Source organism: Sphingobium scionense (assembly GCF_014197035.1).
Taxonomy (GTDB): Bacteria; Pseudomonadota; Alphaproteobacteria; order Sphingomonadales; family Sphingomonadaceae; genus Sphingobium; species Sphingobium scionense.
Map to the genome: position 1 here is coordinate 33,408 of NZ_JACIEU010000026.1, position 24,041 is coordinate 57,448.

The window sequence follows — 24,041 nt, forward strand, 5'->3', positions numbered from 1 at the left end:
GACGGCCGAAGCCGGATGTTGGAAACCTGTCTCGCGGCAGGCGCATGCGCCTTTACCGTAACCGGCTGGACATACGCGCATGCCACCCGGCCCAAAAATCGACCGAGTCTGCGAGATAAAGAGGTTTCCACGCCCCACTTCCGGATTTCACGGAAGCGAGGCCATTTGCACATGGAAGCCGTTGAGTGGCAAGAGGGAATTGACACCAGGTGCAATCAACAACGCCCTGCGCAGGGATCGAACGCCCGTCCGGCTGGCAGTTGGCGATCTATCCGTGAACGAGGATCACACGTTCGCACGTTCATGCGCAGCGGACCTCAGCAAGCGATGTGCGTCGGTATACGGCAGTGCAGAACGGTGGGAATGAATGCCAGGAGAACACACGATAATCAGTGGAGCTCTCACTGATCCTGCCGTGAATGCGGTGTCGGGAAGCTCGTCAGTTTTTCAAAATATCTCCCAGCTCATCCATAATGTGATCCATCCGGCACCGGGTCCTGTCCGATAGCGAAACAAGGCTTCGCCTCCGGTCGTCTGGATCGGCCTTACGGTCCAACATGCCCGCATCGATCATCTCCACCGTGCGGCGGAAGGCCGTCGCGGTTGAAAGCCCGGATGTCGCGGCGAGTGCCTTGAACCCCTCCCTCATTCCCTGCTCCCTCGCGCGATAGAGATCGATCACCATGAGCCATTCGGGCCATTGCCGCCTTTCGAGCCCGAGCTTGAGCTCAGCCAGGCGGTGCTGCTGCTTGAGCGCTTCGCAGATGCGCTGTCGCTGATCCATGGCGCTTACCCAGCCCTGGCCCGGAGCGGATCGTCGACCGGCATGAGCCCCGACCGATAATTGGCGATCAGCGCCTCCTGATCCGGGCGTAGCATGTCGATTGCGCCGACTGGGCCGTTCTCCGCTTCATCCAGCAGTAGCGAGGGGCAGCGGCCCTCGTAAGTGCCGAGGTTGGGCCGATGGGCGCGGTAGCCCGCAAGGCCCATCACATCGCGCGGCAGTGTCCGGGCGACATGTGGCGGATAGGCAAGCCACGGCAACTCATAAGGCTTGAGCCATCCGAGGCTGTAACTGATGATCATCCCACGCCGCGGCATCGCAGTCACGTTGGCCCCGCCTGCATGTAGGGTGGATCCGAGGAACAGCAGGGCATCACCCGGCTCCATTTCTGCAGGAACCGCCTCCTCCATGCCGATGAATATTTCGTCCTGGCGCCGGTGACTGCCAGGCCATACCAGCGTTGCGCCATTCTCGGCCGTGTAAGCGGAAAACGGCCACATGACGTTGAGAAGATATTCGACGCCGGGCGCATGGATGGGCCACATGTCCTGGTCCCGGTGTGGCGGCTGGGCGAGACCGCCCGGTTCGATCTCGATCGCCTGGGTGAGGTTGAGCTGGATCGTATCGCACCAGGGCCGGAGAATTCGCTCGGCAACGCCATGGATCAGGGGATCGAGAACGAAACCGGCAGTGCGCGGCGAACGGTGCAGAAGCCCATGAAATCGCCGCGTCGTCTCGCCGTAGAAGGGCCCCTGCGAGAGCGGTGTGGTTTCGAAACCGGCCCGCAGATCATCGCCCAGCTTTTCGACCAGAAGCCGCGGCGCGGCACCGCGGACGATGCAGTAGCCGTCCCGGTCGAGCTGATCGCCATAGTGCGCGATGTCCTGCTGCAGGCTGTCGATAGCAATGAGGGTCATGACTATCTCCCTTCAGGCGGCTTCGCGATCGATCGCGGCGGTGGGAAGGATGCGCATCGGAACGTGGGTTCCGGCCGCCCGCAGCTTGTCAGGCGTGTCGGCATCGATTTCGATGAGGAGGGCGCCGGTCGGCAGACCCGAGATCATCTGCGGTATACCCAGTGGCCGAACCGTCCAGCCCAGCGAGAGGATCTGGCTGAGCCAGCTGGAATCGGCAACGCAGCTATACCCTGCAATGCCGCGCTGGAGGGCGAACTGAACCACGGCTGTCGCGAGCGCGTTGCGGACTTCCAGCCTCCTGGCGGCCCGCAGGCCGCGCGAAAGGCATAGCCGGCTCAGTTCGAAGATTTGCGGGCCAACGGGCACGCTTGCGTCGCATAGCGAAGGAAAGATCGTCCCCAGCACATGCGGACGGTTGGTGTGCAACAAGCGGATGGATCCCTGATGGGCGCCGCCGTCGTCGCTGGCGACGATGTAGATCGCGTGGTCATCATCGAACTGGTCGATTTCGAACGCTTCGGCGACCACCGGGACGTCCCAGCCTAGCAGGTCCACGAACACCCGCTTGCGCGCATGATGCATGGCGTCGAGAACCGGGTTGGCGCCCGGTGGTTCGTGTCCTTCGAAAATCCGGATCATGGTGATGCTCCCTGTCTGGCCGGAATCGGCAGAGAGCATCATCGGTGTGAGGGACACCGCGAGTCTGTACCCGGAACTGGGACTTGATCAGTGCATCGACAACAACTCGGGGTACGTGACGATGCCGTCGAACAGGGCGCGGGCGATGAGGTTGTTGCGCTGGATATTCCCATAGGCCCGCATGATCCGCTTGGCATATTCATGCGTCGTATGTTCCGAGAGATGCAGGATGTCGGCGATCTCGCCATAGGTCTTGCCGCGCCCGAGCAGGATCAACACTTCCCGCTCTCGGGGTTTGAGCTTGGGCGGCGCGGGGAGTTCAAGACCTGCCCGGAGCCTTACGACGCGCCGCATCGCTTCAAAGGCAAAGGACACCGCGAAGAAGGCGGCAGGCATCGCCTCGGATGGCACTGTGTCGAGCCGGGACGTGGCGAACGTGCAGCTTCCGGCATATTCGCCCGGGAGGTGCATCGGTACCGTATAACCGCCGCGCAGGTTCCGCTTCGCACCCTGTTCGAAGATGTAGCGCTGACGCGGCGTGAGCGTTTCCAGCATCCGGGGGTTGGGCCAGAGGAAGCCGGTGTTTCGCCCGTCGCACGAGATCTGGACCGGGTCGTCGAGGAAATATTGCCCGGTGATGATCTCATTCAGCCAGTCGCTGTCGTAATTGGTGAGGCCATAAGCGCCGACCGGCGGGTGCAGCAGATCGACATGATGGCTGATCGCGAATCGGTCGAATCCCAAAACGAATGTCAGGCGTTCAAGGGCTTCATAGACCCGGTTATCGTCTGACGTCTCCCCCAGAATACTGACTATCTGCTTGTAGTCGTCCCTGTCGAACATCGTATGCCTCCTTAATTCATGTTCGGAAATTTCCTTTCAGGCATCCATTGGTCGCGCCATGTTCGGCGTTATGTTTGAGGGCGAACGTAATATTTTCGGCGTCTCGCGAAGTGGAGCGGGAGGAGGAAGACAGATGATCTGTAGTTTTCCTCATTCTCAGCGTGGAGCCCGCCATGCCCACACAAAAAATCCTGACCGCGTTTCGCGAACTTCTTCGTCGTGCGCGTGGTGCGCATGCCCGTTGGCAACGCAAGCGGCAGCTTGTGCGCCATACCCGCAAGCTTGAAGCGATACTGCGCGAAGAGCCGCCCTATGTCGCCGAGGCCGTCGACCTGTTTTTCCGCCAGAAACAGCCTGTCCCGGTCATTGCCGAGACACTCGGCATCGACGCCGAAGAGGTCCGGGACGCGCTTCTTCGTATTGTCGAACACTTCGAAGCGGATGTGCATTGATATGTCCATCTGCTTTCCGGGTTCTGGAGCAAGGCTCAGCCAATCCGCCGGACCAGCGTATCGCGCAACGAAGCCCGTGATTGTGGATTGTCCAGCCCCCGGCCCGTAGAGCGCGCAGTGGATTGGAGAGATGAGCATCATTTCAGCCACCCCGCCTTGCGAAAGCTCACGATCCCCCGGCGCGCGACAACGAGATGATCGTGCACGACGATACCGAAGCACCGGGCCGCGTCCGCGATCTTCTCCGTAACATCCCGATCGGCTCGCGACGGTACGGGCGACCCTGAGGGATGATTATGTGCGAGCAGGATAGCCGTGGCATCCAGTTCAAGGCACCGCTTGAGTATCTCACGTGGCCAGACCTGGACACCGGAAACCGACCCGACGCCCATGATCTCGTCGGCGATCAGTTCGTTGTTCGCGTTGAGGAACAGCACGCAAAAATGCTCCGCCCGCTCATAGGCTATTTTGCCGCGCAGATAGGCGTGGACGGTCCGATCACTCGACAATATCGGTCGCTCGGCCAAAGGTGCCCGCAGCACCTGCTCCACGACGCGCTGGAAGCAGCGGAATGTTCGCTCGACATCCATGGCGTGGTCGAGCAGCTCGATCCGCTCAGCCGGACAGGCCGCCAGCGCACCACCCAGTGACCCGAACCGGGTGAAGAGACGATCGGCCAGTTCGCGGGCCCGGTCGGGCCGGGTGAGCCCGATCAGCTCTTCCAGGGCGCGTCGGCACCCCGGCGCTTCAGCCGGTCCTGATGACGCCATGTCGCGGCGATCAGGACGATCTGCGCCAGCCAGCTCCATACCGCTATCGCATGCATGTAAGCGCGCGGCACGACATTCGGCACAGTCTGCAGCATGACATGGACGATGACCTCGTCCGCCAACATGGCTGCGACCCACATCGGCCAGAAGCGATTGCTCCGAAGGGATAGCCATAGGAATATTCCCAGGATAGCCAGGTCGGTCAGAAGAATACCTGTCTCGACGTGCTCAAAGCGGTGAATGGCGGGCGATGCAGCCAGAACGCTGAGACCCGCGCCTCCAAGGAGGGTTGCCGCCCCGATCTGCTCGGGACGGCCCCCTTTCACGAATGCATAGCCGCTGCTGACGACCAGTAGAGCGGAGAACAGGATTTGTCTCGTCATGACCCATGGCAACATGATTTGTGAAAGCTCGTCAAACACGACGCGGGCGATCATACCGCCCGCAGGTGCTGGCTGGCGGGCTCCGAGATAGCGCCCCTGACCTTGAGCAGGTCGCCATAGCTCACCTCGGTCAGGCCCATGTCGTCGCTGGCCCGTTTGAGATTGGCGTGGGTCGCGACGATCCTTTCGCGCGTTTCGGCCATAAGCACCATGGCTGAGGCGGAACTGGCAAAGGCGTCCTGGCCGATGGCCGCCGATAGACGGGCATCCAGGCGAGCCAGGGGGAGGGCCGCATTCAGTTCGGCAATCCGGGCGGCAGCGATATCGAGGGCCGCTTCAGCGGCGAAGAGACGTTCAGCGACGTTTCGGGCGATGGTCTGGCGTTGAGCGCGCATGGTTGCTCCTTCCCATCCTCACGGACAGGTTCAAGAATATGGTTTTTGGGATAGATGCTGCCGTACTGGCTCACGAGAGTGTTGAGCGCCGAGAGCAGCGACACTGCGGAACCTATGATGACGAGCAACGCCGCCATCAGGAACACAAAGATGATCAGCGTATAAGATCCGGTCAGGTCATTGTCTTGCCTCCCTGCTGTACGGACGGGAGCCAGATCACGCAGGGCGCGTAACGAGCGAGCGCGGTTTCCATTGGCCAAAGGCCGTTGTTCCTCCGCGAAGCTGTCGACTGCCTGTGCTACTTGCGTCTGTGTGTCCGTAGGTTCGTCAACACCCACATCAGGGCAGGAATCGCGGTTCTCGCCTAGGGGCAATAAATGAGGGGGCAAAAAATGTTGGAATTCTGATGGGGCATTTTGTGCCTCCCAGGCCACGAACATCTGGGCTGCGACCCTGCGGGAAACCCCGCCCAATATCTGGCGCGCCTCGAATATGAGATTGTTCACGGTGCTGGGCGACAGACCCAAAATCAGGCCGATTTCCTTGGCGGAATAGCTCTTTGCCGCCTCGCGCAGACAGTCGCCATGCCGCCGGCTGAGAAGCTTCATCTTGTCCGAATGGTCTGTAACCAAGGGCATTTCCCGTCGCCCTCCTCGGGCAATATGAAGTCGCACCTTTCCTGCTGCGCGTCGTATCCGATCTTCCGGCTATGCCTGCCGGTAACGGTGTCGAATTCGATCACATGCCGCTTCAGACTATACCTCTCCGATCCGCCTGGTGACAGGTCAAACAGGCGATTGGTCAAGGGAATCAACGATATGTAGCCTTAAGGCAACGGTAGACGGTTAAAATCTATTAACCCGGTTCGTACCGGCGACGACTCGCTTTTTCACCCCGACGCCAATCCGAGTCGGGCGCGAGCGGGATGCGGCGAAAGGGAGGGGGAGGGCGAATGGCGAACGAAACGAGGTATCGTCGTGCGAAGCTCCCACTGGATATCGCCCGTTGCCGACATCCGCATATCCCCCGCCCATGTAGGGAGCGAGCACCATGGCCCCAGCACCTGACCTCGAGATCGAGGGTGAACGGTTGTGCCGACGGCTTAGCGGCAGATGGACGAATGGGCAGGGGCTCTGCCTGTGTCCTGCCCATAACGATCACGATCCGAGCCTGTCCATCCGCGTCGGCCGCCGCGCCCTGCTGTTCAAATGCTTTGCGGGCTGTGACACGATCGCCGTCCTCCATGCGATCCGACGGCTGCATCTGCCTCTTCCCCGCCCGGCTCCCGATGTTCCATTATCGCGCTCGAACCAGACCGCACCGCGACCGGGGCCAGCCTTGCGCCTCTGGGATGCATCTGCTCCACTCATCGGGACGCCCGCCGACACCTATCTGTCCGGGCGCCTGCTCCAGCCGCCGTGGCATGACCTGCGCTTTAACGCGCGCACACCGCTCGGACGCGGTCGCGACGTGGTATTCCGCCCGGCGCTCATCGCCGCGGTGCGCGAGAGGCACCGGATCGTCGCTGTCCATCGGTCCTTCCTCGATCCGGTGTCATTCACTCTCGCGAACGACCTGACCGATGCTCGCATGATGCTGGGACGACCCGGTCGCGGCGCGGTCCAGCTGGCCCCCGCAAACGACATTCTGGGTCTCGCCGAAGGGATCGAGACCGCGCTTGCTGCCATGCGGCTGCACCGGCTTCCGGTCTGGGCCACGCTCGGCGCCGAGCGCGCCGGGCATATTCTCCTGCCCGACAGTCTCGAACGACTCGTACTCCTGTTCGACAGGGATGGGCCCGGGTGGTCCGCGCACCAGCGCGCTTTGGAAGCCTATGCCCGGCCTGACCTGGAGATTCGCAGCGCCTGGCCGCCTGCAGGGTATAACGACTGGGCCGATGTGCTCGCCGCCCGGCTGCGCGCGGCCTGAGGGGATGCCAACGAGAGGAGGCTGCCCCGCGTCACGAGACGCGGGGCAGCGAACCCATCAGCCGTTGAGGCGATCCTTCACCGCCTTGGCCGGGGCGAAGCTCAGCTTCTTCGAGGCCTTGATCGCGATGGTCTCGCCGGTCGCCGGATTGCGGCCCTCGCGCGCCGGGGAATCCTTGACCTTGAACTTGCCGAAGCCGTTCAGCGAAATCTCCTCGCCCTTCGCGGCGGCATCGGTGATCAGATCGAAGATGCTGTCGACGGCCTGGCGTGCATCGGCTTTCGTGAGGCCGAGCGCCGCCGCCAGCGCTTCTGCGAGTTCGGAATTGTTCATGAAGAGTCTCCTGGAAAATGGCGAAGCTCGTTTCCTTAGTCGCGCAGTAGCCCATGGTCACGACCCAAAAAGGCGCGACCGGAAAGGAGAGGGGGAAGGGGGCAGCGCGCGCGGCCTGATTGTGCGGGCCGTCTCTGCTCCAGGAGTTATCCTATGATCAAACCAGCCCTTCTCATCCCCGCGAGCCATCTCGCCAAGTCGCCCATCAACGTGCGCAAGCGGACCGATCCGCGCGCCGATGCCGAGCTCGAAGCCAGCATCGCCGCGCACGGCCTCCTTCAGAACCTCGTCGGCGTGCCGGTGTCCCGAAAGAAGGGGCATTACCGCATCACCGCCGGTGGCCGGCGCCTCGACGCGATCCACCGCCTGATCGAGAAGGGCCGACTGCGGCCCGATCATGAAGTGCCTGTCCTGGTCCTTTCCAATACGAAGGACGGTCGCGAGGTCAGCCTCGTCGAGAATTTTGAACGGGCGCCGCTTTCTCCCGCCGAAGATTGCCTCGCTTTCCGCGACCTTATCGAGGTCGAAAAGCTGAACCCCGCGGACATCGCCCGGCGCTTCGGCATCGAGGAACGCTTCGTGCTCGGCCGCCTGCGCCTGGCTAATCTCGCCGATCCGATCTTCGCCGCGCTCGAGGGCGACGAGATCACGCTCGACGTTGCCAAGGCCTATGCCACGACCGCAGATACGGGCCGGCAGATGGCGGTGTGGGAATCGCTGCGGACCGGCTATTCGCGCGATAACGTCAACGAGATCCGGCGCGCGCTCAAGACCTACAGCTACCGCGCCGATGATCCCAGGGCGCTGCTGGTCGGACGCGACGCCTATATCGCCGCCGGTGGGCGGGTCGAAGACCAGGATCTGTTTTCGACCGCTACCGATGAGCGCTGGATCGATACCCATATTCTCGATGACCTCGCCGCAGAAAAGCTCGCCGCGCAGGCTGAGGTGATCCGTCAGCGTGAAGGGCTGGGCGAGGTGCGGGTGGTTGCCGCCGAGCACGTTCCCTATATGGCGACCTTCGCGCTGCAACCGCTGAGCGGAAGCATCGAGCCCCTCACCGAAGACCAGGAAGCACGTAAACAGGAGATCGAAGCGGAAATCGCCGGGATCGACCTTCGCGCGGGAGATGAAACCTGTGAGCCCGAAGGCGATGAGGCGCAGCGCTATGCCGACCTCCAGGCTGAACTGGGTGCGATCACCGAACGTGAACCCGTGCTCGACGCCGAGCAGAAAGCCTCCGCGCTCGGCTATGTCGTGTTGAAACCCGATGGAACCCCGCAGATCCATCATCAGCTCTACCTCGCACCCACTGCCGACACGGGTGCCGACGAGAGCGATGACGAAGACGCCGAACCTGCCGACGGGCTCAGCGGCTCCGGTGCGGCGATCGATACCGCGCCCGCCATGAGCCAGCGCCTGCGGGAGATGCTGGCGATGATGAAGACCGAGCTCCTCGCCGTCCATGTCGCCAGCGACCCGGCATTCGCGCTCGATCTCGGTACCTTCCTCATGGTCGAGCGGGAATGCCGGCATATGCCCTGCATCGTGCCGTGCGATCTATATGCCACGGCGCCCCAACCGTTGCTTGCCGATTTCAAGCCCGAGACCCCGGCTGCGGCAGAATGGCGCAGGTTCGAAGAGGCGCTCGATCGCAGCTGGACCGGCTACTCGGGGCTTGAGGAGCGTTACGATGCCTTCTGCGCGCTTGGCGATGAAGCGCGGGCGGCCTGGCTGGGCTGGGCGATCGCGCGCACGCTCCATGCCGTTCCCGATGGGCGCGAGGGCACCGACTTCCTCAACCATCTCGGTCGCAAGCTCGGCATCGACGTCGCCGCCTGGTGGCGCCCCACCGCACTGACCTTCTTCGACAAGCTGACCAGGCCCGGCATCCTCGCTCTCTTCGAGGGGATCGGCGGCGAGGAATTGCGCGTGCGCTATTCGGGTTCGAAGAAGCACGACCTTGCCGCATCGGCCGAGCGGCTCTTTGGCGGAGACGTGGTCATCGAGCCCGAGATCCAGGAACGGGCACTCGCCTGGCTGCCCGAGCAGATGCGATTTGGCCCTTCCGAAGGGGAAGCCGATGCCGATGCTAAAGCGGCGAATGCCGATGCGGACATGCCCGTCCGGTCGGTCGACGCATCCGATAATGCAACCGACGAAACTCTGCCGCACGCTGCGTGAAGATCGTGGGGACCGGGCCTGTCCCGGTCCCGCCTCGTCCCCTCAGTTCAGGCCACAGCACTTCTTGTATTTGCGCCCCGATCCACAGGGGCAGGGGTCGTTTCGGCCAATCTTCTGGCGTTTGATGCTGGAAGGCCGGTGTGGATCATTCTCCAGCCGCCACTGATGCAGCATCTCCACCCAGATCGGGATCAGGTCGGGCGCCTCGGTATCCCAGCGATCCTCCTCGGCGCGCGTGAGCTTCCGCGTCCCGTCGGCAAAGGCGCGCAATGTCCGGATGCCCTCGATCGCCGCCCGGCATCCGGCGTCATCGTCGGCCAGAACCCGTAGCCATCCGGCCGGCGAGATGTCCATCGCCTGCCCGAACCCCTCGATCCACATCTCCCACAGCGTCTCGTCGGTCCGGGTGTCGATTTCCAGCACCGGCTCGAACGTGCCGGGCTGTGCCAGCGATGCGAGGATCTCATGGTAGCGATGCATCACCAGATCGATGAAATGCTGCATGCCGCCGGCATCGACGAAAGTGGGAATGCCCTCGCCGTCGTCTCCCGCCCAGACCGTCTTAAGCCATTGGCTGGGCACGATCAGGTCCGGGCTGACGATGACGCCGGTGAGGAAGCCGTCGAGCTGGGTGAGCAGCATGCAGTCGTCGCCCTGCGCGAGCAGCAGCTGATCGAGTTCATCGAGATAGTCGAACGAGAAAGCCATTTCCCTTTCTAGCCCGCCTTCGCCCGCTCGTCATCGTTCGGGACATCTCCAATTCTTGGCATCCGCACCGGGACCAGCGCGCAAGGAGCGGAGGGGGGGAAGGGAGCGATGAATGATCCCGTTGTCTGCCGAGGTGTCCAAGCATATGTCCCAACTCGCCTTCGCCACCATGGATGCACCAGCATCCTTGCATTGCGTCGCCATATCGCTCGCCCAGCACATGCGCCGCGGCGCGCAGATTACACGACAGGCTCTCAAGCGCTTCATGCTGGAGGCATTCGGGGCCGACGACGCCGATGGCGCCTGGACCATGCGCGATGCCTACGATGCACTCGAAGCCGCGCAGGTGATGCTGCTCCAGGACGCCGATTGCCCGCTTCTTCAGGGAGAGCCACGGCAGATATTCACGGCACTGCGGGGATTCGAACATGCGCTCCCGACCCAGACCTATCGTTCCGAGCGACAAATTGAATTTCAGCAGTTCAGCACGCCGCTGAGCCTCGCCTGGCTCGCAGGCCTTGCCGGGCAGATCCGGCAGGATGACCTCGTGCTCGAGCCGTCGGCGGGCACGGGGATGCTCGCGGTCCATGCATGGCGAGCGGGTGCGTGCCTGCAACTCAATGAATTAGATCCGAAACGGGCCGACCTGCTCGGCCGGATCTTCGATCGAACCGTTACTCGCCATGACGGCGAACATATCGGCGATCTGCTCGCGAGCGCTCCGAGGCCGACGCTGGTGCTGATCAACCCACCCTTCAGCCGCAGTGCCGGGCGCGGTGTCGATCGCCACGCCGGCGCCCGCCATCCGCGCGCCGCGCTGGGCCGCCTCGCCCCCGGCGGCCGCTGCGTGGCGATCATGCCGCCGAACTTCGCGGCGGATGGCACCGCCTCGCTCGGCTACACTGCCGTTGCCGAGATGGCGCCGCCGCGCGCCGAGATCACCATCCGCGGTAACCCCTATGCCAAGCATGGGACCAGTATCGATGTCCGTCTCTTCGTTTACGACAAGGGATGGACAGGAGAAGCCCAGCGTCATGTCGCGGACACGATCGAGGCTGCTCTCGATATCGTGCTGGCTCTTCCCTCCCGGCTTGATCCTTTCGATCCACCCCCGGCGCCCGCACCGGTGGCCAAGCCCTGTCCCGCGCCCGAACCCAAGCCACCGCTGACTGCTCCCCTGATAACGCGGCCTTCACGGAAAATAGCGCCGCCAGTCCGCATTCCCGCGAGCGAACCGCCCGAACCGGTATCTTACAGCGTACGGGAGACGCCGCTCGCACCGGGACAGGCGATCGGCATCTATTCCCTGTGGCAACCCGCTCGGCTTGTGATCGACGACGCCTGCGCGCATCCGGACGAACTCGTCGAATCCATCGCGATGGCATCCGTCTCGCTTCCGGCCCCTCGCTACCACCCCCGTCTCCAGAAGCGTGCCTTCAAGGCGCTCTCCGACGCGCAGCTTGAGACCATCATCCATGCAGGCGAAGCGCACGAACGCGATCTTCCCGGGCGCTTCTCGGCCAATCTGGCCGGTGATCGCCTGCTCGAGGACGAGGAGGGCAGCGCCTACCGGACCGGCTTCTTCGTTGCCGATGGGACCGGCGTCGGGAAAGGGCGCGAGGCAGCAGGCATCATTCTCGATCAATGGAACCGCGGCAATCGCCGCGCGATCTGGATTTCGCTGGCCGATCTCATCGAGGACGCGCGCCGTGACTGGACAGCGCTTGGCGGCCTTGCCATCGATATCCAGCCGGTCGCGAACTTTGCGCTGGGCACACCGATCACCATGGAAAGCGGCATCGTCTTCCTGACCTACGCTGCGCTGCGCTCGAGCCGCCATGATACGGCATCGCGCCTGCAGCAGTTGCTGGACTGGACCGGTAAGGATTTCTCCGGGGTGATCGTCTTCGACGAATCCCACGCCATGGCCCATGCAGCCGGGACCGAGACGGATTTCGGGAAGGCGCACGGCTCGGAACAGGGGCTCGCCGGCGTCCGCCTGCAAAATGCGCTCCCACGCGCCCGCATCCTCTACATGTCGGCGACCGGCGCGGCGCGGCCGGAAAACCTCGCCTATGCCGTTCGTCTCGGGCTATGGGGAGCCGGTACGGCCTTCGCCACACGCGACATGTTCATGAAGGCCATGGCAGAGGGCGGCATCGCCGCGCTCGAAGTCGTTTGCCGCGATCTCAAGGCGATGGGTCTCTACACCGCGCGCGCCTTGAGCTTCGCCGGCGTCGAGTATGAACCGCTGGAGCATGCGCTCACGCCGGACCAGATCTCGGTATACGATGCCTACGCGGACAGTTGGGGGATCATCCATCGAGGCCTCCGAGAAGTTCTCGCCGAGATCGGCGTGGTCGATAGGATTTCCGGCAAGACCCAGAACGGCCAGGCGCGCGGGTCAGCGCTCAGCTCCTTCGAGGGGGCGAAGTTGCGGTTTTTCTCCAGCCTGCTCGTGAGCCTGAAGATTCCGACGCTCATCGCGGCCATCGAGCAGGAACTGGCGGCGGGTAATGCCGTGCTGGTGCAGCTGGCGAGCACGGGCGAAGCCATCATGGACCGGCGACTGTCCGAACTCTCGCCGGAGGAACGGGCGATGATGGATGTCCAGGTCTCTCCCAAGGAGACCCTCGTCGATTATCTGAAAAATGCCTTCCCGGTGCGCCAGATGCGGGTCTTTCGCGCCGATGACGGCACGGTTCGCTCGGAACCGATGAGTGACGCCCAAGGCAATCCCGTGCTCTGCAGGCAGGCAATTGCTTCTCGCGACGAACTGATCGAGGACCTGTGCGCTCTGCCTGCCATTCCGACCGCGCTCGACGCGCTGATCGCACATTTTGGTACGGAGCGGGTCGCCGAGATCACGGGCCGTTCCCGGCGCATCGTCACCGACAGTACGGGCCGGCAGAAGATCGAGAGGCGCGGCGCCCGCGCCAATGTCCTCGAGGTCCAGGCCTTTCAGAACGGCAATAAATCGATCGCCGCCTTCTCTCTCGCGGGCAGCACCGGCCGGTCCATGCATTCGGATCGGAACTGCCCGACCGCGCATTGTCGCCGGACCCATTTTCTCCTCGAACTGGGATTTCGCATCCTTTCGGCAGTACAGGGCTTCGGTCGCAGCCACCGCACCAATCAGGTGACGCCGCCGGTCTATCGCCCGCTCACGACCGATTGCCGCGGCGAGCGCCGGTTCCTCAGCACGATTATCCGGGGCCTCGAAGCGCTCGGCGCGCTGACCCGGGGCCAGCGTCAGGCCGGATCGCAGAATCTTTTCGATCCATCCGACAGTCTGGAATCCGAGTTCGCGCGCGATGCGCTCGTCCAGTGGTTCCATCTTCTTTATGAGGGCAAGCTGCGCAGTGTGACGCTCGCCGATTTCCAGGAGATCACCGGATTGGAACTGTGCGACGAGGGCGGGGAACTGAAGGAGCGCCTGCCGCCGATCCACCGCTGGCTCAATCGCATCCTGGCCTTGCGCATCGCCACGCAGAACCGCATCTTCGAAGAATTCCTGGGACTGGTCGAGGATCGCGTCGAGGCGGCGCGGGCCGCCGGGACGCTTGATCTGGGGATCGAGACGATCCGCGCCGAACGTGTGCATGTTCTGTCCGACCAGCTCCTGCGCGCCGACCCGGTGACCGGCGCGGAAACGAGGCTGTTACGGCTCGAACTTCATCGAAGACCGCCGGTCACCAGTTGGGCCGCGTTGCAGTACGAGTTGCGCGGTTCGGACGACGTGCGGTGGCTGCACAACACGCGCTCGGGTCGGGTGGCGCTCTATGTGCCGACATGGCCGGGGCAGGACGACGAGGGCCAATGGATCGAACGCTGTTATCTCATACGCCCTGGTGGCCGGGCGCGAATGGACGTCGCGGCACTTGCCGGCAGCCACTGGGAGGAGATCGAGCGTGATAGCTTCCAGGCGCTCTGGGACGCGGAAGCCCGCGATGCTGGGGAAAGGCTTGTGGTCGAAACGATCACGCTGGCGACGGGCCTGCTCCTGCCCGTGTGGAAGAGGCTACCCGCCGATGACGTGCGCGTATGGCGGATCGACGACGGCACCGGCATGTCCATTCTCGGGCGTATCATCCATCCCGGCGCCCTCGAGCGGCTCGAACAGGCATTCGGGCTTGCCGGTGGCGTGATTCTAGGGCCTGACGAGATCATTGCCGGCGCGCGCATGGCCGGCGGCGTAGCGATTCCGGGCCTGGGCCCAGCCAGGCTGGTTCGGGTCCAGGTCAACGATAGTCCCCGCCTCGAAATCCGCGATTACCGGCCGGAGGATCGCACCTGGCTCAAGTCCTGTGGGGCATTCTCGGAGGTCTTGAGTTTCAGGACCAGATTGTTCCTGCCACCCGATTGCGCGTGCGACATATTGACGAGGATCATTGAGGATCGGAGTTGATCCACCGCTGCCGCGCGAAGCTATGCCGCTCCAGATCCCACTATATTGCAGAAGGAAAGGGTGAAGCGCGGCAGCATCGCACTTCACCCTCTCCAATCATTCTGCGGATGCCGGTGTATCAACCTTGGCCGCATCTTTCTTGGCGGCATTCGTACGCTTGCTGGAAGTCTTGGCTTTCGGCGATGTGGTGGACTTAGCGTCAGTGACGATCCCGAGCTTCTTCTTCTTGGGGGCAGGCGTGGACGATTCCATTTTCGCAGCTTCAGGAGTCTGGGTTTCCGGAGTGGTCGACGGGGCGGCAGCTTCCTTGGCAGCGGCGGGCTTCTTCGCACCGCTGGATGCTTTCGGGGATGCCTTCTTCGCCGCCGGTTTCTTTGCGACAGACTTTGTGGCTGCACCCTTCGCCTTTCTGGGCGCGGGTGCTGGCACAGGCACAGGCACAGGCGCAGGTGCGGCCGCAGCCGAGACAGCCGGTGTGACCGATGCCATGGGTGCGGCTTCCGGCGTCTCGACGGCGATCACGGGAGCCTCGATGGTCGGCTTGGCGTTAGCCCCTTTCGCGCGCGAGCGCTTGGGCTTTTCCGGCGCCGATGCAGGCGCTGATTCCGGCGTTTGCCCGGATGTAACACCAAGGGCCTCGTCACCCTGCTTTACCGCGCTGGCCTTGCCGGGCGCGCGTTTCGGCTTCTGTTCCTTCACCGGGGCCGGCGTCGGCGCTGCCTCCTGTACGGCCTGTTCGGTGACGGACGCTTCCTTCTGTGCCGTTTCGCCAGCCTTTCTTCCCAGGCCCAGCTTAGCAGCGACAGCACGGCGGTGCTCGGAATAGGCGGGAGCCACCATCGGATAGTCCCGCGGGAGCTTGTAGCGCTCGCGATACTCGGCCGGGGTCAGCCCGTTGGTCGCCAGATGCCGTTTCAGCGTCTTGTATGGCTTGCCGTCGATCATGCTGATGATGTGCTCGCGCGAGGCCAGGCTCTTGCGCACCGATACGGCAGGAACATGCTCCACCGGCGCGGGCGCTTCGGCTTCGGCCTTTCCTTCGAGGGCGCCGCGTGTCGCTTCGATGATCCCGGCGATGTCGCCGGCCGGCACCTGGTTGTTCGAGAAATAGGCGCTCAGTAACTGCACGGTCATTGCAGTGAGATCGGGCTGCTCGGTATCGGCCACGCAAAAACTCCAGGCTAAGGCAAGGCAATAGGGAAGTTGGCTCTTGCCGAAAAAGAATTGCCGGAAAGCTAAGCCTGTTCCCACGCCTCATGCAAGTCGTCAGTGAAACAAGCCCGTCAGTCCGCGGAAAGGGGAGGGGGAGGAGTAGAGCAGAAGACCAGTTCGAGGTCTCGCTATTCCATGAGGTGCAACATGGCGAACTGCGTATCCGCGCACATCCTGATCGGCGGCAGACTAGCCCGGTCCTGCTACCCCGAACTGATCAACGCGATCAGAGCCGATAATCCGGCGGTCGATTGGGACGGCACGCCGTTCGATCCCGACGATATCCCGGTCGGCAAGCCACTCGCGCTCATGGATCATGATGTCGCCAACGGCTGTTTCGAAGAGATCGAGGAAATTTGTCGCCGGCACGGTCTCCACTATATTCGCTGGTCTGGCGCTTCTCCTGGAAGCTTCCCGTCGGTTCGCATCGTTTACACGGGTAACGGCGAACCACAGCAATTTCTGACGACCGAGGAAGACGAGCAGGTCTTCTCCATCGAACGCATCCGGGAACTGGGAAGCATCGAAACAATCGAAGCGGACTACCAGCGTGCGCGCAGGAATCCGCCTGCCCTGCTGATCGTGGACGACGAGCCCACCGATGTCGTCATCTCGGAGATCCCCCATGGCTGATCACCATGTTCAGGGCTCGGTCGCATTCATTTGCACGGCGAAGGAAGCCGCGCTGATCGAAGAGGCATGGCAGCATGCCGCTGACCTCGACGACGAGCTGGCACCAGGCAACCCGAGCGCAGAATTCCTCGCGGCTTTCCCGCCGGTCGAACTGGGCAACCCTTTCAATGGCCTGCTCGCGATCTTCGACGATCCGCGGTTTCCCCAGTTCAGCGCCGAGCTCCGGGTCACCGGAGCCGATCCGTGCAGGGTGTCGATCTATGGTGACAGCGATTTTAAACCCGACGCCATAGCCGCGTTGATCCAGCGCTGCTGCCGGCAGACGCTGGGCGAAGCGCCGATCGGCTTTACGTGGAGCTATGGGTCTTCGCGTCCCCGGCCCGAGGATACGGGCGGTGGATGGTGCGCCATCTTTGCCGATCGGATCGAATTCAGCGAGACTGCCGAGGGACTTTCGAAAGCGCTGCAGCCCGCTGCCGATCCCTGGAGCGATCACCCGTTCCATCCCGTGTCCGACTGGAGAACCGAAGTCGCCAATGACGCGACCCGTCTCGGCTATCTCGACTGGATCGCCGTACGGCAAAGCTCGGCCGGTGCGGCACCTTAAACCTAATCCCTTCGGCATCTACATGCCGTGAAACGGCGGTCGGCGAGACGCCGCCGCGTCCCGTCGCGACCTTCTTCCGCAAAACAAGGATAGACCCATGACCGACGTCACCGCGCCGGGTGCGCCCGCGCGCCTGTATAGCCAGACCGATTACGACGAACGCGGCAATTTCCAGTACCAGGGCGATCTGTACCGCTCGGGGGAGGATCTGCCTTCCCTTGCGTCACGGATGGGACGGCATCTCGCTGATCAGTTCATCCTCACGCGCTTCGCGATCAGCACGAGTAAATTTGCGGGCGGCCGGAAGGTCACCGCAGAAATCCTAGATACGCCTGCCGACCTTACCGACCGCGATAGGCAGAACGCGTTCATCGTCGATGTGCGCGACCAGATGGAGCGGTTCGGTTTCACGTGCGCCAATGCGCTGCAGGGATTTCACAGTTGCTCTTTCTTCTGCGAAGCGTGGATCGGGCGGGCCTATTGGGCGGCGCTCGCGAAGAGGCGCGGTCCCAGAAATCCGGTCGAAGCGCTGGTGTCGCTCGCCGCGTTCAAGAAGCGGGTGAAGCCGGGCGATACCCTGAAACTCATCGATGCGCCGGCGGGCCATCGATCGCTGGGAACCACCCGCACGATCACCAAGGTACGATCGGGCGACCTGATCCTCGAAGGCAGGAGCCATCTCGATTTCCCACGCGCCGCTGCCTTCGCCTGCGACGGCAAGCTGGTGCGCATTTCCATCGGTTCGGATCACGACCCGGATGCCCATCTGCTGTACGAGTGGCGAGCAGCGGCCTGAGCGATGGCCGCCTCATTGTTTGCTCTGGATGGGTCCGCAGCCCATGCCCCGCATCTCAAGGCCATGCGGAAGCTCCTCGAGCGCTGCCAGCCGCGCCACGATATCTACACGGTGTTCGGGCACTGCACGGAGGCGATGGCGATCGCGATCGCCAACAGCGTCGATCTGCGCGAGCGTGCGCGGCGCGAAGCCCGTTACCTCGACATTATCGGGCGCTACGGCGCCGACGTCGTCGAAAGTTTCCCACGGGTCATGGCCGAACTCGCCCTCGCGCTGGAAGCGGGGATGGGCGATGTGCTCGGCGCGCTGTTCCATGATCTCGAATTGCACAACAAGGCGAAGGGCCAGTTCTTCACGCCCTATTCGCTCAGCAGAGCGATGGCGGCCATGCTGATCGGCAATCCCGCCACCCTTCGGGAAAGCATAGAAACTCGCGGACATCTTACCGCCATGGAGCCGGCATGCGGGTCCGGTAGCATGGTCATCGCGCTTACCGACGTCCTGCGATCGCAAGGTATCAATTACCAGCGCCACCTCCATGTGACCGCGATCGATATCGATCCCCGCGCAGTCCACATGGCCTATGCGCAATTGTCGCTGCTGCACGTTCCCGCGCGCCTGATCGTCGGCAATACCCTTTCCGGTGAGTTCCGCGAACAGTGGCTCACACCGGCCCACATCCTTGGCGGTTGGACGGCCCGGCTCGCGTCAGCGCCCCAGGACAAGACCCCCAACGAAATGATTCCGCCTGTTTTGGCTGCGAAAACGGCCTACTCAATCGGTGAGACCGAACCTGCGCCCGACTGCAACAAACCAGCGCCGCTACCACGTCAACTCAGCCTCTTCTGATCCGGCCATTGACCATCAGGCAACTTCGCCGAGCGTTCCTCCAACCACAATTGCCGATATGACCGGTGAAGATCCATAAGCTCCCGATGTTTCCCCAAGCCTACCAATCGTCCGCCCTCCATGAACAGGATCTGGTCCGCGTCCTGCGCCGTTGCCAGCCGATGGGTGATCATGATGAGCGTGGTGTCCCCGCCGGCTCTGCCCCGCAATTTCGCGATCGCGTTCGCCTCGCTGCGCGGATCGAGCGCGGAGGTGCTTTCATCGAGGATCAGCACCGGCACGTCCACGCCTGCCAGCCGTGCGAGCTCCAGCTTCTGGACCTGGCCTCCCGAAAGACGCTCGCCCTGTTCCCCGAGTTCCATCTCGAAGTCGATCGACCTGCCGGGCTCGTGAAACCTCCAAAGGTGCAGCAATTCCTCGACATCGCCGATCGCCTGGTTCGCCGGGGGATAGAGGATGTTCTCGCGCAGCGACCGGTTGAACAGGCCGATGAACTGCGGCGCATAGAGGATATGGCGATGCCGATCCGCCCAGGGGATCGTCGCGATATCTGTCCCGCCCACCGCGATCCTGCCGGAAGAGGGGGTAAGCACGCCTGCGAGAAGCTGGGCGAGCGTGGACTTGCCCGAACCGTTGGGACCGACGATCGCGACGAAAGAACCAGCCGGAACATGCACAGATATCCCGGCCACGCCGGGCATGCCCTCGCCATAGCGGAAGCTTACATTCTCGGCGACAAGATCTGACGACGCTGTAAGACCAGGGGACAGGGCGCTGTTATCTGTATCGATGGTCGCAAAGTTCAGGACGTCGCGAATATTGGCGATCGCCACTCCAGCCTGCGCGAGGATATACCCGAGCGAACTGAGCGGCACGGTCAGCCGGAAGGCGTATGTCTGGAGCAGGACGAAATCGCCCGCACTCATGCGCCCCTGGCCGACATCGAGAGCGGCAAGCAGCAGCAGCGCCACGAGACCGAGCCCGACCACGCAGAATTGCAGCGCGGCCATGAGCGTGAGCGAACGGTACATGCCGGCCGCCTCGTACCGTTTCGAACCGAGGGCAGCGCCGGTATGCCGCAGCTCGCGGTCGAGCGCGCCGTTCAGCACCACGCGGCGGGCGTTGCGCAGGATATCGCCGATGGTGCGCGAGACATGCGATGCCGCCGTATTCGTCGCCTCGGCATGAACGCGGTGACGCCTGGCGCCGAGCCAGGTCGCGGCGAGGAAACCCACCAGCGTCAGCGCCAGGATCAGGACATAACGCGGCCGGATCAGGCCTGCGATCACCACGAGACTGGCCAGAGCCTGGAGGATCACCGGCCCGAGCCGCCAGATCAGACCCTCGACGACCAGCGTCAGGCTATAGGGCAGGCGCTCCAGCATGCCGGGAACGCGGCCGCTGCGGCTGTCGCGCGCCGCGGTGATCTCGGGCAGGGCCGCGGCGAGCGCGCGGATGGTGTAATGCCGCGCCAGCGCATCGACCATTTTCGCGGTGCACGACAGCCTCGCGGTTTCGAGGATCGATGCGCCTGCCCAGCATCCCACGAACAGCATCACGGTGACGAACAGATACAGGCGCGATTCCGAGGAAGCTGCCAGCATGTCGATCAGGAGTTTGAGGGCGTAGGGTCCGGCAACGCCCATCGCGATCACGAGGGCTTCGAGGGTGAAGGCCTCGAACAGGCTTCGCCTTGCACCCAGCCGCGCCGACAGCATCAGCTGCGTCAGCCGCGCCAATATACCAAATGTCGTCACTGCACAGACCTCCTGGCGATCGTTGAGCCAGAAGGAGGATTTGGAACGCGGCCGCTATCCTAGCGCCAAATCAGCCGCTTTGGAATGCGCGATCCCATGACCCGGAAAGGGGGGGGAAGGGGGTGCGGGAAGGTGACGGGAGACGTGGATCGTCCCGTTACCCTCAAGCTCAAGGAGATGGTTTCCATGGCGAGCATAGCCCGCATGACCGACACGCCCCCCGCGTCCGCTCCCTATCGCATCGACGTCTCGCGCGGCGGCCGCAGTGGCCGCGTGTCCTCGGAATGGTTCTCCAGGCCCGACGACGAGAAATTCCTCTCGCTCTCCAGCCTCTACGACAGCGTGCGAGCCCGCGCCGATCGCTCGACCACCCGGACTGTCGAAAGCCGCGCGATCCGCGTCGAGGCGAGAAGCGATGCTCCCGAACGGCTCACGCTGATCGCCCCTGGCGACGAGCGTCCACTCACACCCACCAACTGGTCCTTCGGCCAGGTCGCGAGCCTCGTCGGCGCCCCGGCCTCCTATCTGCGCCAGCTGCCCGCGGCGCTCGCCGGTATCAATCTCCAGCACGGACTGTTTACCCACAGAGGCGAACAGGTCAAAATATTGCAGACCGACGATGGCCGAACAGAACTGCGGGCTGCGACCGGAAGTCAGTATGGCAGGGTGTACGACTGGGAACTGATACAGGCCATCATGGCATTCGCCGGGGACGGCGTCGGCGATACACGGTGGAAAGTCCCTGGAAATATCGATTGGGGAAGCATGCGCTATAACCCCTATGTCGATATTACTAAAGACACAACCACACTCTACGCATCGGACAGGGATGTCTTCGTATTCCTTGTCGACGACACGCATCCGATCGAGGCCGGTAAACTGCCGAATGGTGATCCCGACCTCTATTTTCGCGGGTTCTATGCCTGGAATTCCGAGGTCGGCTCCAAGACCCTTGGCATCGCGACATTCTATCTACGGGGCGTATGCGCGAACCGGTGCCTATGGGGCGTGGAGAATTTCGAGGAAGTGAACATCCGCCACTCGAAGTTCGCCGGCGCCCGCTTCGCGCACCAGGCCGCCCCGGCGCTCGAGCACTTCGCGAACTCCTCCCCGCAGCGTTTCATCACCGGCATCAACGCCGCGCACGAACGTATCGTCGCGCGCAAGGACGAGGACCGCGACGCCTTCCTGCGGCGGCGCGGCTTCTCGAAAACCGAGACGACGAAGATCATCCAGACGGTCCTCGCCGAGGAAGGGCATCCGCCCACGAGCGTCTATGATTTCGTGCAGGGCATCACCGCGCTGGCCCGCACGAGGCCGCATCAGGACAGCCGCCTCGAACTCGAAGGCAAGGCCCGAAAGCTGCTCGAACAGGCGCTCTGAGGCGCACTTCCCGATCCGAATTTCCCCGCCATCGCCCGCTCCGGTCTTCGACCGGGGCGGCTATGCTCATGAAAGGATAAGGCCATGCGTGCCCAGTCCGATGTTCCCCTTTCCGATTTCACCGTGGACGTCGCCTTCTTCAGCGACGGCGAGCACTATGCCACCCAGAGCTACACAGTCACCGCCTCGACCTGGTTCAGCGCCCGCCAGCAGGCGCTGCAGATGTCGGTGAACAGCGTCTATGACGACCCGCGCATTCCCGGTCTCAGCCGCACCGCCACCCTGCGGCCCGGCTCATGACCCGCGCTCGTACCCGCCGCCTCGGCACGGGGATCTCCGCGCTGATCGCCGCATCGCCCCCGCCCGCCACCACGCTGCCGCTCGCCAGCATCAGCGCCGGATATAATCCGCGCCGCTATTTCGACAGCCGAAAGCATGAAGAGCTCGTGGCATCGCTGCGCCTGCGCGGAATGCTCCAGCCGATACTGGTTCGTCCCGCCAGGGAGACGGGCGATGGCTATCTCATCGTCGCCGGGGGGCGCCGCTACCGCGCGGCGCTCGAGGCCTTCGGGCCCGAGGGCGAAGTCCCCGTCATCATCCGCGAGATGACCGACCAGGAGGCCCTCGAGGCGGCGATCGACGAGAACGACGTGCGCGACGATGCTTCGGAAACCGAGCAGGCCGATGCGGCGGTCCGCGTTCTTGCCGCCTGCCAGGACGATCGCGGTGAAGCCGCTCGCCGGCTCGGGTGGTCCAAAACCAAGCTCGATCGCCGCCTCGCGCTCGCGGGCCTCTGCGAGCCGGTCAAGCACGCGCTCGACGAGCGCCGGATCAAGCTGGGACATGCCGAACTGCTCGCCGCCGTTCCCGCCGACAAGCAGGAGAAGGCGCTGGAGACGATCCTTGCCTCCGGTCTCGACGTCGGGAAGACGCGCGACCTGCTGATGCGGGTCACCCAGGATCTCGCCCATGCCTGCTTCGATAAGAGCGAGTGCCTTGCCTGCCCGTTCAACTCCGCAGCGCAGCGTGCGCTGTTCGAGACGCATATCGAGGACGGGCATTGCACCAATGCCGGGTGTTTCGAACTCAAGACCCAGGCCGCCGAAATGATCCGCTTCGAACAGGAGGAATGCGCAGAAAAGGCTGCGCGGGCTGCGAAAACCACTGGTGACGATACCGGCGCTAAGCAGGCCGAGGACGAGATCGACGCTATCGACGATCCGGATATCGCTGCCGATGGTGACGAAGACGGTGTCGTGGATGACGACACCGGGGACAGCGGCGCGCCCTTCCTTCATCTCCGGGATGAACAGGCCGCATCTTCTGCGAATGATGCCCGAAAACCGACAGCGCCGATCGATACTGGCGCCAGGAAGCCGGACACGCCGAAGTCCCCCGTCACCGCCCGGTCGATCGCGACCCGGACCAGGGAACTGCGCGAGGCGACCTGGCGCACCGCGCTCGCCCGCGCGCTCGCCGCTAATCCGGCCCATGCCCAGACCACGATCCTGGTCGCCGCGATGTCCGGCACGCTCCCACAGATCAAGGCGGAGACATTGCGCGGGCGTGCCGGGCTGCTGGTCGGCGCGTCCTTCCCCGATCTCGATTTCAGCGAGAAGATCGCGGAGATCCAAGCACTGCCGCAAGCGCAGGCCGCGACAGTGCTGTCCGCCATCGGCGCGGCCTATGCGAAGGATGTCACCAGTTTCAATCATGTCGCCGACCTGGCGCGGGCTTTCGCCGTCGACCTGCGCGACGCCTGGCAGGTCGATAAGACCTTCCTCGCACGCTACTCGAAGGAGGAACTCAGGTTCATCGCCCGCGAATGCGGGCTGATCACGCACATCGGCGAGAAGGCGTTCGCAAAACTGCTCGGCCAGAAGAAGACCGATCTCATCACCGGCATGCTCCATGTGCTCGGCTTCGAGTGGGCAGGCCGTCTGCCGAGCGCCATGACCCTCGACGGTGCATATGGGTCGCCGCCTGCGCGCCCGGTCGCACCCACGAGCGAGGTTCCGATCACGCACCTCGCCGCCTGAACGAACCCACGCTCTTCCAG

23 protein-coding genes are annotated in these 24,041 nt (G+C 63.5%); 11 read left to right on the top strand and 12 right to left on the bottom strand.

Translation table 11 applies throughout. The features are described from left to right. Positions 1-439 precede the first annotated feature (439 nt). The 4 genes from GGQ90_RS22885 to GGQ90_RS22900 all read right to left on the bottom strand — a co-directional run bounded on the left by GGQ90_RS22885 (position 440) and on the right by GGQ90_RS22900 (position 3,183). Entirely contained in the window at positions 440-784 is a 345-nt protein-coding gene (locus GGQ90_RS22885) for a MarR family transcriptional regulator (RefSeq protein ID WP_159365858.1), read from the bottom strand. Positions 785-789: 5 nt separating this feature from the next. Continuing rightward, on the bottom strand, positions 790-1,701 hold the full coding sequence (locus tag GGQ90_RS22890; protein ID WP_159365859.1) for a phytanoyl-CoA dioxygenase family protein: 912 nt from the start codon (positions 1,699-1,701) through the stop codon (positions 790-792). A gap of 12 nt (positions 1,702-1,713) precedes the next feature. Beyond that, positions 1,714-2,340, bottom strand: coding sequence for an acyl-homoserine-lactone synthase (locus tag GGQ90_RS22895; RefSeq protein WP_159365860.1), 627 nt, complete (start codon positions 2,338-2,340; stop codon positions 1,714-1,716). Positions 2,341-2,427: 87 nt separating this feature from the next. Then, positions 2,428-3,183 carry a helix-turn-helix transcriptional regulator gene (locus tag GGQ90_RS22900; protein WP_159365861.1) on the bottom strand — a complete coding sequence of 252 codons (756 nt, stop codon included), beginning with the start codon at positions 3,181-3,183 and terminating at the stop codon, positions 2,428-2,430. A 173-nt stretch (positions 3,184-3,356) separates the two neighbouring features. On the opposite strand from GGQ90_RS22900, the gene GGQ90_RS22905 reads away from it, so the two are divergent. Then, positions 3,357-3,635, top strand: a complete 279-nt coding sequence (locus tag GGQ90_RS22905) for a hypothetical protein (RefSeq protein ID WP_159365862.1) — start codon at positions 3,357-3,359, stop codon at positions 3,633-3,635. A 137-nt stretch (positions 3,636-3,772) separates the two neighbouring features. Here the strand turns inward: GGQ90_RS22905 and GGQ90_RS22910 are convergent, their stop codons facing one another. From GGQ90_RS22910 to GGQ90_RS22925, 4 genes are read right to left on the bottom strand one after another with little or no spacing between them, the layout of a single operon-like run. Further along, the gene (locus tag GGQ90_RS22910; protein WP_159365863.1) at positions 3,773-4,405 is read right to left on the bottom strand and encodes a JAB domain-containing protein; all 633 of its coding nucleotides are present in this window, start codon (positions 4,403-4,405) and stop codon (positions 3,773-3,775) included. After that, complete coding sequence (locus tag GGQ90_RS22915) at positions 4,348-4,842, bottom strand: hypothetical protein (protein ID WP_234893137.1); 495 nt, start codon at positions 4,840-4,842, stop codon at positions 4,348-4,350. The genes GGQ90_RS22910 and GGQ90_RS22915 overlap by 58 nt, the downstream gene beginning before the upstream one ends. Further along, positions 4,839-5,183, bottom strand: coding sequence for a hypothetical protein (locus GGQ90_RS22920; RefSeq protein WP_159365864.1), 345 nt, complete (start codon positions 5,181-5,183; stop codon positions 4,839-4,841). Before GGQ90_RS22920 ends, GGQ90_RS22915 begins: the two co-directional genes overlap by 4 nt. Next, a complete protein-coding gene (locus GGQ90_RS22925) occupies positions 5,084-5,791 on the bottom strand; it encodes a LuxR C-terminal-related transcriptional regulator (RefSeq protein WP_169860748.1) in 708 nt (235 codons plus the stop codon). The genes GGQ90_RS22920 and GGQ90_RS22925 overlap by 100 nt, the downstream gene beginning before the upstream one ends. Before the next feature lie 442 nt (positions 5,792-6,233). Here GGQ90_RS22925 and GGQ90_RS22930 point away from each other — a divergent pair, with 442 nt between their 5' ends. Beyond that, positions 6,234-7,112, top strand: coding sequence for a DUF7146 domain-containing protein (locus tag GGQ90_RS22930; protein WP_169860749.1), 879 nt, complete (start codon positions 6,234-6,236; stop codon positions 7,110-7,112). A gap of 57 nt (positions 7,113-7,169) precedes the next feature. Here the strand turns inward: GGQ90_RS22930 and GGQ90_RS22935 are convergent, their stop codons facing one another. Beyond that, the gene (locus GGQ90_RS22935; RefSeq protein WP_159365866.1) at positions 7,170-7,445 is read right to left on the bottom strand and encodes an HU family DNA-binding protein; all 276 of its coding nucleotides are present in this window, start codon (positions 7,443-7,445) and stop codon (positions 7,170-7,172) included. A gap of 153 nt (positions 7,446-7,598) precedes the next feature. On the opposite strand from GGQ90_RS22935, the gene GGQ90_RS22940 reads away from it, so the two are divergent. Then, positions 7,599-9,629: a ParB/RepB/Spo0J family partition protein gene (locus GGQ90_RS22940; protein ID WP_185706771.1), complete on the top strand. Its 2,031-nt coding sequence runs from the start codon at positions 7,599-7,601 to the stop codon at positions 9,627-9,629. 42 nt (positions 9,630-9,671) lie between these two features. Here GGQ90_RS22940 and GGQ90_RS22945 read toward each other — a convergent pair whose 3' ends face one another. Further along, positions 9,672-10,337 (bottom strand): UPF0149 family protein, encoded by a 666-nt coding sequence (locus GGQ90_RS22945; RefSeq protein WP_159365868.1) that lies wholly within the window; start codon positions 10,335-10,337, stop codon positions 9,672-9,674. A gap of 112 nt (positions 10,338-10,449) precedes the next feature. On the opposite strand from GGQ90_RS22945, the gene GGQ90_RS22950 reads away from it, so the two are divergent. After that, positions 10,450-14,745 (top strand): strawberry notch family protein, encoded by a 4,296-nt coding sequence (locus tag GGQ90_RS22950; protein WP_159365869.1) that lies wholly within the window; start codon positions 10,450-10,452, stop codon positions 14,743-14,745. A 96-nt stretch (positions 14,746-14,841) separates the two neighbouring features. On the opposite strand, the gene GGQ90_RS22955 is transcribed toward GGQ90_RS22950, so the two are convergent. Continuing rightward, positions 14,842-15,912, bottom strand: coding sequence for a Ros/MucR family transcriptional regulator (locus tag GGQ90_RS22955; protein WP_185706774.1), 1,071 nt, complete (start codon positions 15,910-15,912; stop codon positions 14,842-14,844). Between the two features lie 192 nt (positions 15,913-16,104). Between GGQ90_RS22955 and GGQ90_RS22960 the strand changes: the two genes are divergently transcribed. From GGQ90_RS22960 to GGQ90_RS22975, 4 genes are all read left to right on the top strand, one after another. Continuing rightward, positions 16,105-16,590 carry a hypothetical protein gene (locus GGQ90_RS22960; protein WP_159365871.1) on the top strand — a complete coding sequence of 162 codons (486 nt, stop codon included), beginning with the start codon at positions 16,105-16,107 and terminating at the stop codon, positions 16,588-16,590. After that, positions 16,583-17,197, top strand: a complete 615-nt coding sequence (locus tag GGQ90_RS22965; RefSeq protein WP_159365872.1) for a hypothetical protein — start codon at positions 16,583-16,585, stop codon at positions 17,195-17,197. Before GGQ90_RS22960 ends, GGQ90_RS22965 begins: the two co-directional genes overlap by 8 nt. Before the next feature lie 97 nt (positions 17,198-17,294). After that, positions 17,295-17,993, top strand: coding sequence for a hypothetical protein (locus GGQ90_RS22970; protein ID WP_159365873.1), 699 nt, complete (start codon positions 17,295-17,297; stop codon positions 17,991-17,993). Positions 17,994-18,056: 63 nt separating this feature from the next. Next, entirely contained in the window at positions 18,057-18,842 is a 786-nt protein-coding gene (locus GGQ90_RS22975; RefSeq protein WP_246428392.1) for an N-6 DNA methylase, read from the top strand. Here GGQ90_RS22975 and GGQ90_RS22980 read toward each other — a convergent pair. Next, a complete protein-coding gene (locus GGQ90_RS22980) occupies positions 18,824-20,581 on the bottom strand; it encodes an ABC transporter ATP-binding protein (RefSeq protein WP_188084074.1) in 1,758 nt (585 codons plus the stop codon). The genes GGQ90_RS22975 and GGQ90_RS22980 overlap by 19 nt on opposite strands. A 222-nt stretch (positions 20,582-20,803) precedes the next feature. Here GGQ90_RS22980 and GGQ90_RS22985 point away from each other — a divergent pair, with 222 nt between their 5' ends. From GGQ90_RS22985 to GGQ90_RS22995, 3 genes are all read left to right on the top strand, one after another. Next, positions 20,804-21,982: a DUF932 domain-containing protein gene (locus tag GGQ90_RS22985; RefSeq protein ID WP_425506122.1), complete on the top strand. Its 1,179-nt coding sequence runs from the start codon at positions 20,804-20,806 to the stop codon at positions 21,980-21,982. Positions 21,983-22,066: 84 nt separating this feature from the next. Further along, a complete protein-coding gene (locus GGQ90_RS22990; RefSeq protein ID WP_159365877.1) occupies positions 22,067-22,282 on the top strand; it encodes a hypothetical protein in 216 nt (71 codons plus the stop codon). After that, complete coding sequence (locus GGQ90_RS22995; RefSeq protein ID WP_234893139.1) at positions 22,279-24,021, top strand: PRTRC system ParB family protein; 1,743 nt, start codon at positions 22,279-22,281, stop codon at positions 24,019-24,021. Before GGQ90_RS22990 ends, GGQ90_RS22995 begins: the two co-directional genes overlap by 4 nt. Positions 24,022-24,041 lie beyond the last annotated feature (20 nt).

Coding starts and splice junctions, on each gene's coding strand:
- GGQ90_RS22885 (WP_159365858.1), bottom strand. CDS start 784: ATGGATCAGCGACAGCGCATCTGCGAAGCGCTCAAGCAGCAGCACCGC.
- GGQ90_RS22890 (WP_159365859.1), bottom strand. CDS start 1,701: ATGACCCTCATTGCTATCGACAGCCTGCAGCAGGACATCGCGCACTAT.
- GGQ90_RS22895 (WP_159365860.1), bottom strand. CDS start 2,340: ATGATCCGGATTTTCGAAGGACACGAACCACCGGGCGCCAACCCGGTT.
- GGQ90_RS22900 (WP_159365861.1), bottom strand. CDS start 3,183: ATGTTCGACAGGGACGACTACAAGCAGATAGTCAGTATTCTGGGGGAG.
- GGQ90_RS22905 (WP_159365862.1), top strand. CDS start 3,357: ATGCCCACACAAAAAATCCTGACCGCGTTTCGCGAACTTCTTCGTCGT.
- GGQ90_RS22910 (WP_159365863.1), bottom strand. CDS start 4,405: ATGGCGTCATCAGGACCGGCTGAAGCGCCGGGGTGCCGACGCGCCCTG.
- GGQ90_RS22915 (WP_234893137.1), bottom strand. CDS start 4,842: ATGATCGCCCGCGTCGTGTTTGACGAGCTTTCACAAATCATGTTGCCA.
- GGQ90_RS22920 (WP_159365864.1), bottom strand. CDS start 5,183: ATGCGCGCTCAACGCCAGACCATCGCCCGAAACGTCGCTGAACGTCTC.
- GGQ90_RS22925 (WP_169860748.1), bottom strand. CDS start 5,791: ATGAAGCTTCTCAGCCGGCGGCATGGCGACTGTCTGCGCGAGGCGGCA.
- GGQ90_RS22930 (WP_169860749.1), top strand. CDS start 6,234: ATGGCCCCAGCACCTGACCTCGAGATCGAGGGTGAACGGTTGTGCCGA.
- GGQ90_RS22935 (WP_159365866.1), bottom strand. CDS start 7,445: ATGAACAATTCCGAACTCGCAGAAGCGCTGGCGGCGGCGCTCGGCCTC.
- GGQ90_RS22940 (WP_185706771.1), top strand. CDS start 7,599: ATGATCAAACCAGCCCTTCTCATCCCCGCGAGCCATCTCGCCAAGTCG.
- GGQ90_RS22945 (WP_159365868.1), bottom strand. CDS start 10,337: ATGGCTTTCTCGTTCGACTATCTCGATGAACTCGATCAGCTGCTGCTC.
- GGQ90_RS22950 (WP_159365869.1), top strand. CDS start 10,450: ATGATCCCGTTGTCTGCCGAGGTGTCCAAGCATATGTCCCAACTCGCC.
- GGQ90_RS22960 (WP_159365871.1), top strand. CDS start 16,105: ATGGCGAACTGCGTATCCGCGCACATCCTGATCGGCGGCAGACTAGCC.
- GGQ90_RS22965 (WP_159365872.1), top strand. CDS start 16,583: ATGGCTGATCACCATGTTCAGGGCTCGGTCGCATTCATTTGCACGGCG.
- GGQ90_RS22970 (WP_159365873.1), top strand. CDS start 17,295: ATGACCGACGTCACCGCGCCGGGTGCGCCCGCGCGCCTGTATAGCCAG.
- GGQ90_RS22975 (WP_246428392.1), top strand. CDS start 18,057: ATGCGGAAGCTCCTCGAGCGCTGCCAGCCGCGCCACGATATCTACACG.
- GGQ90_RS22985 (WP_425506122.1), top strand. CDS start 20,804: ATGACCGACACGCCCCCCGCGTCCGCTCCCTATCGCATCGACGTCTCG.
- GGQ90_RS22990 (WP_159365877.1), top strand. CDS start 22,067: ATGCGTGCCCAGTCCGATGTTCCCCTTTCCGATTTCACCGTGGACGTC.
- GGQ90_RS22995 (WP_234893139.1), top strand. CDS start 22,279: ATGACCCGCGCTCGTACCCGCCGCCTCGGCACGGGGATCTCCGCGCTG.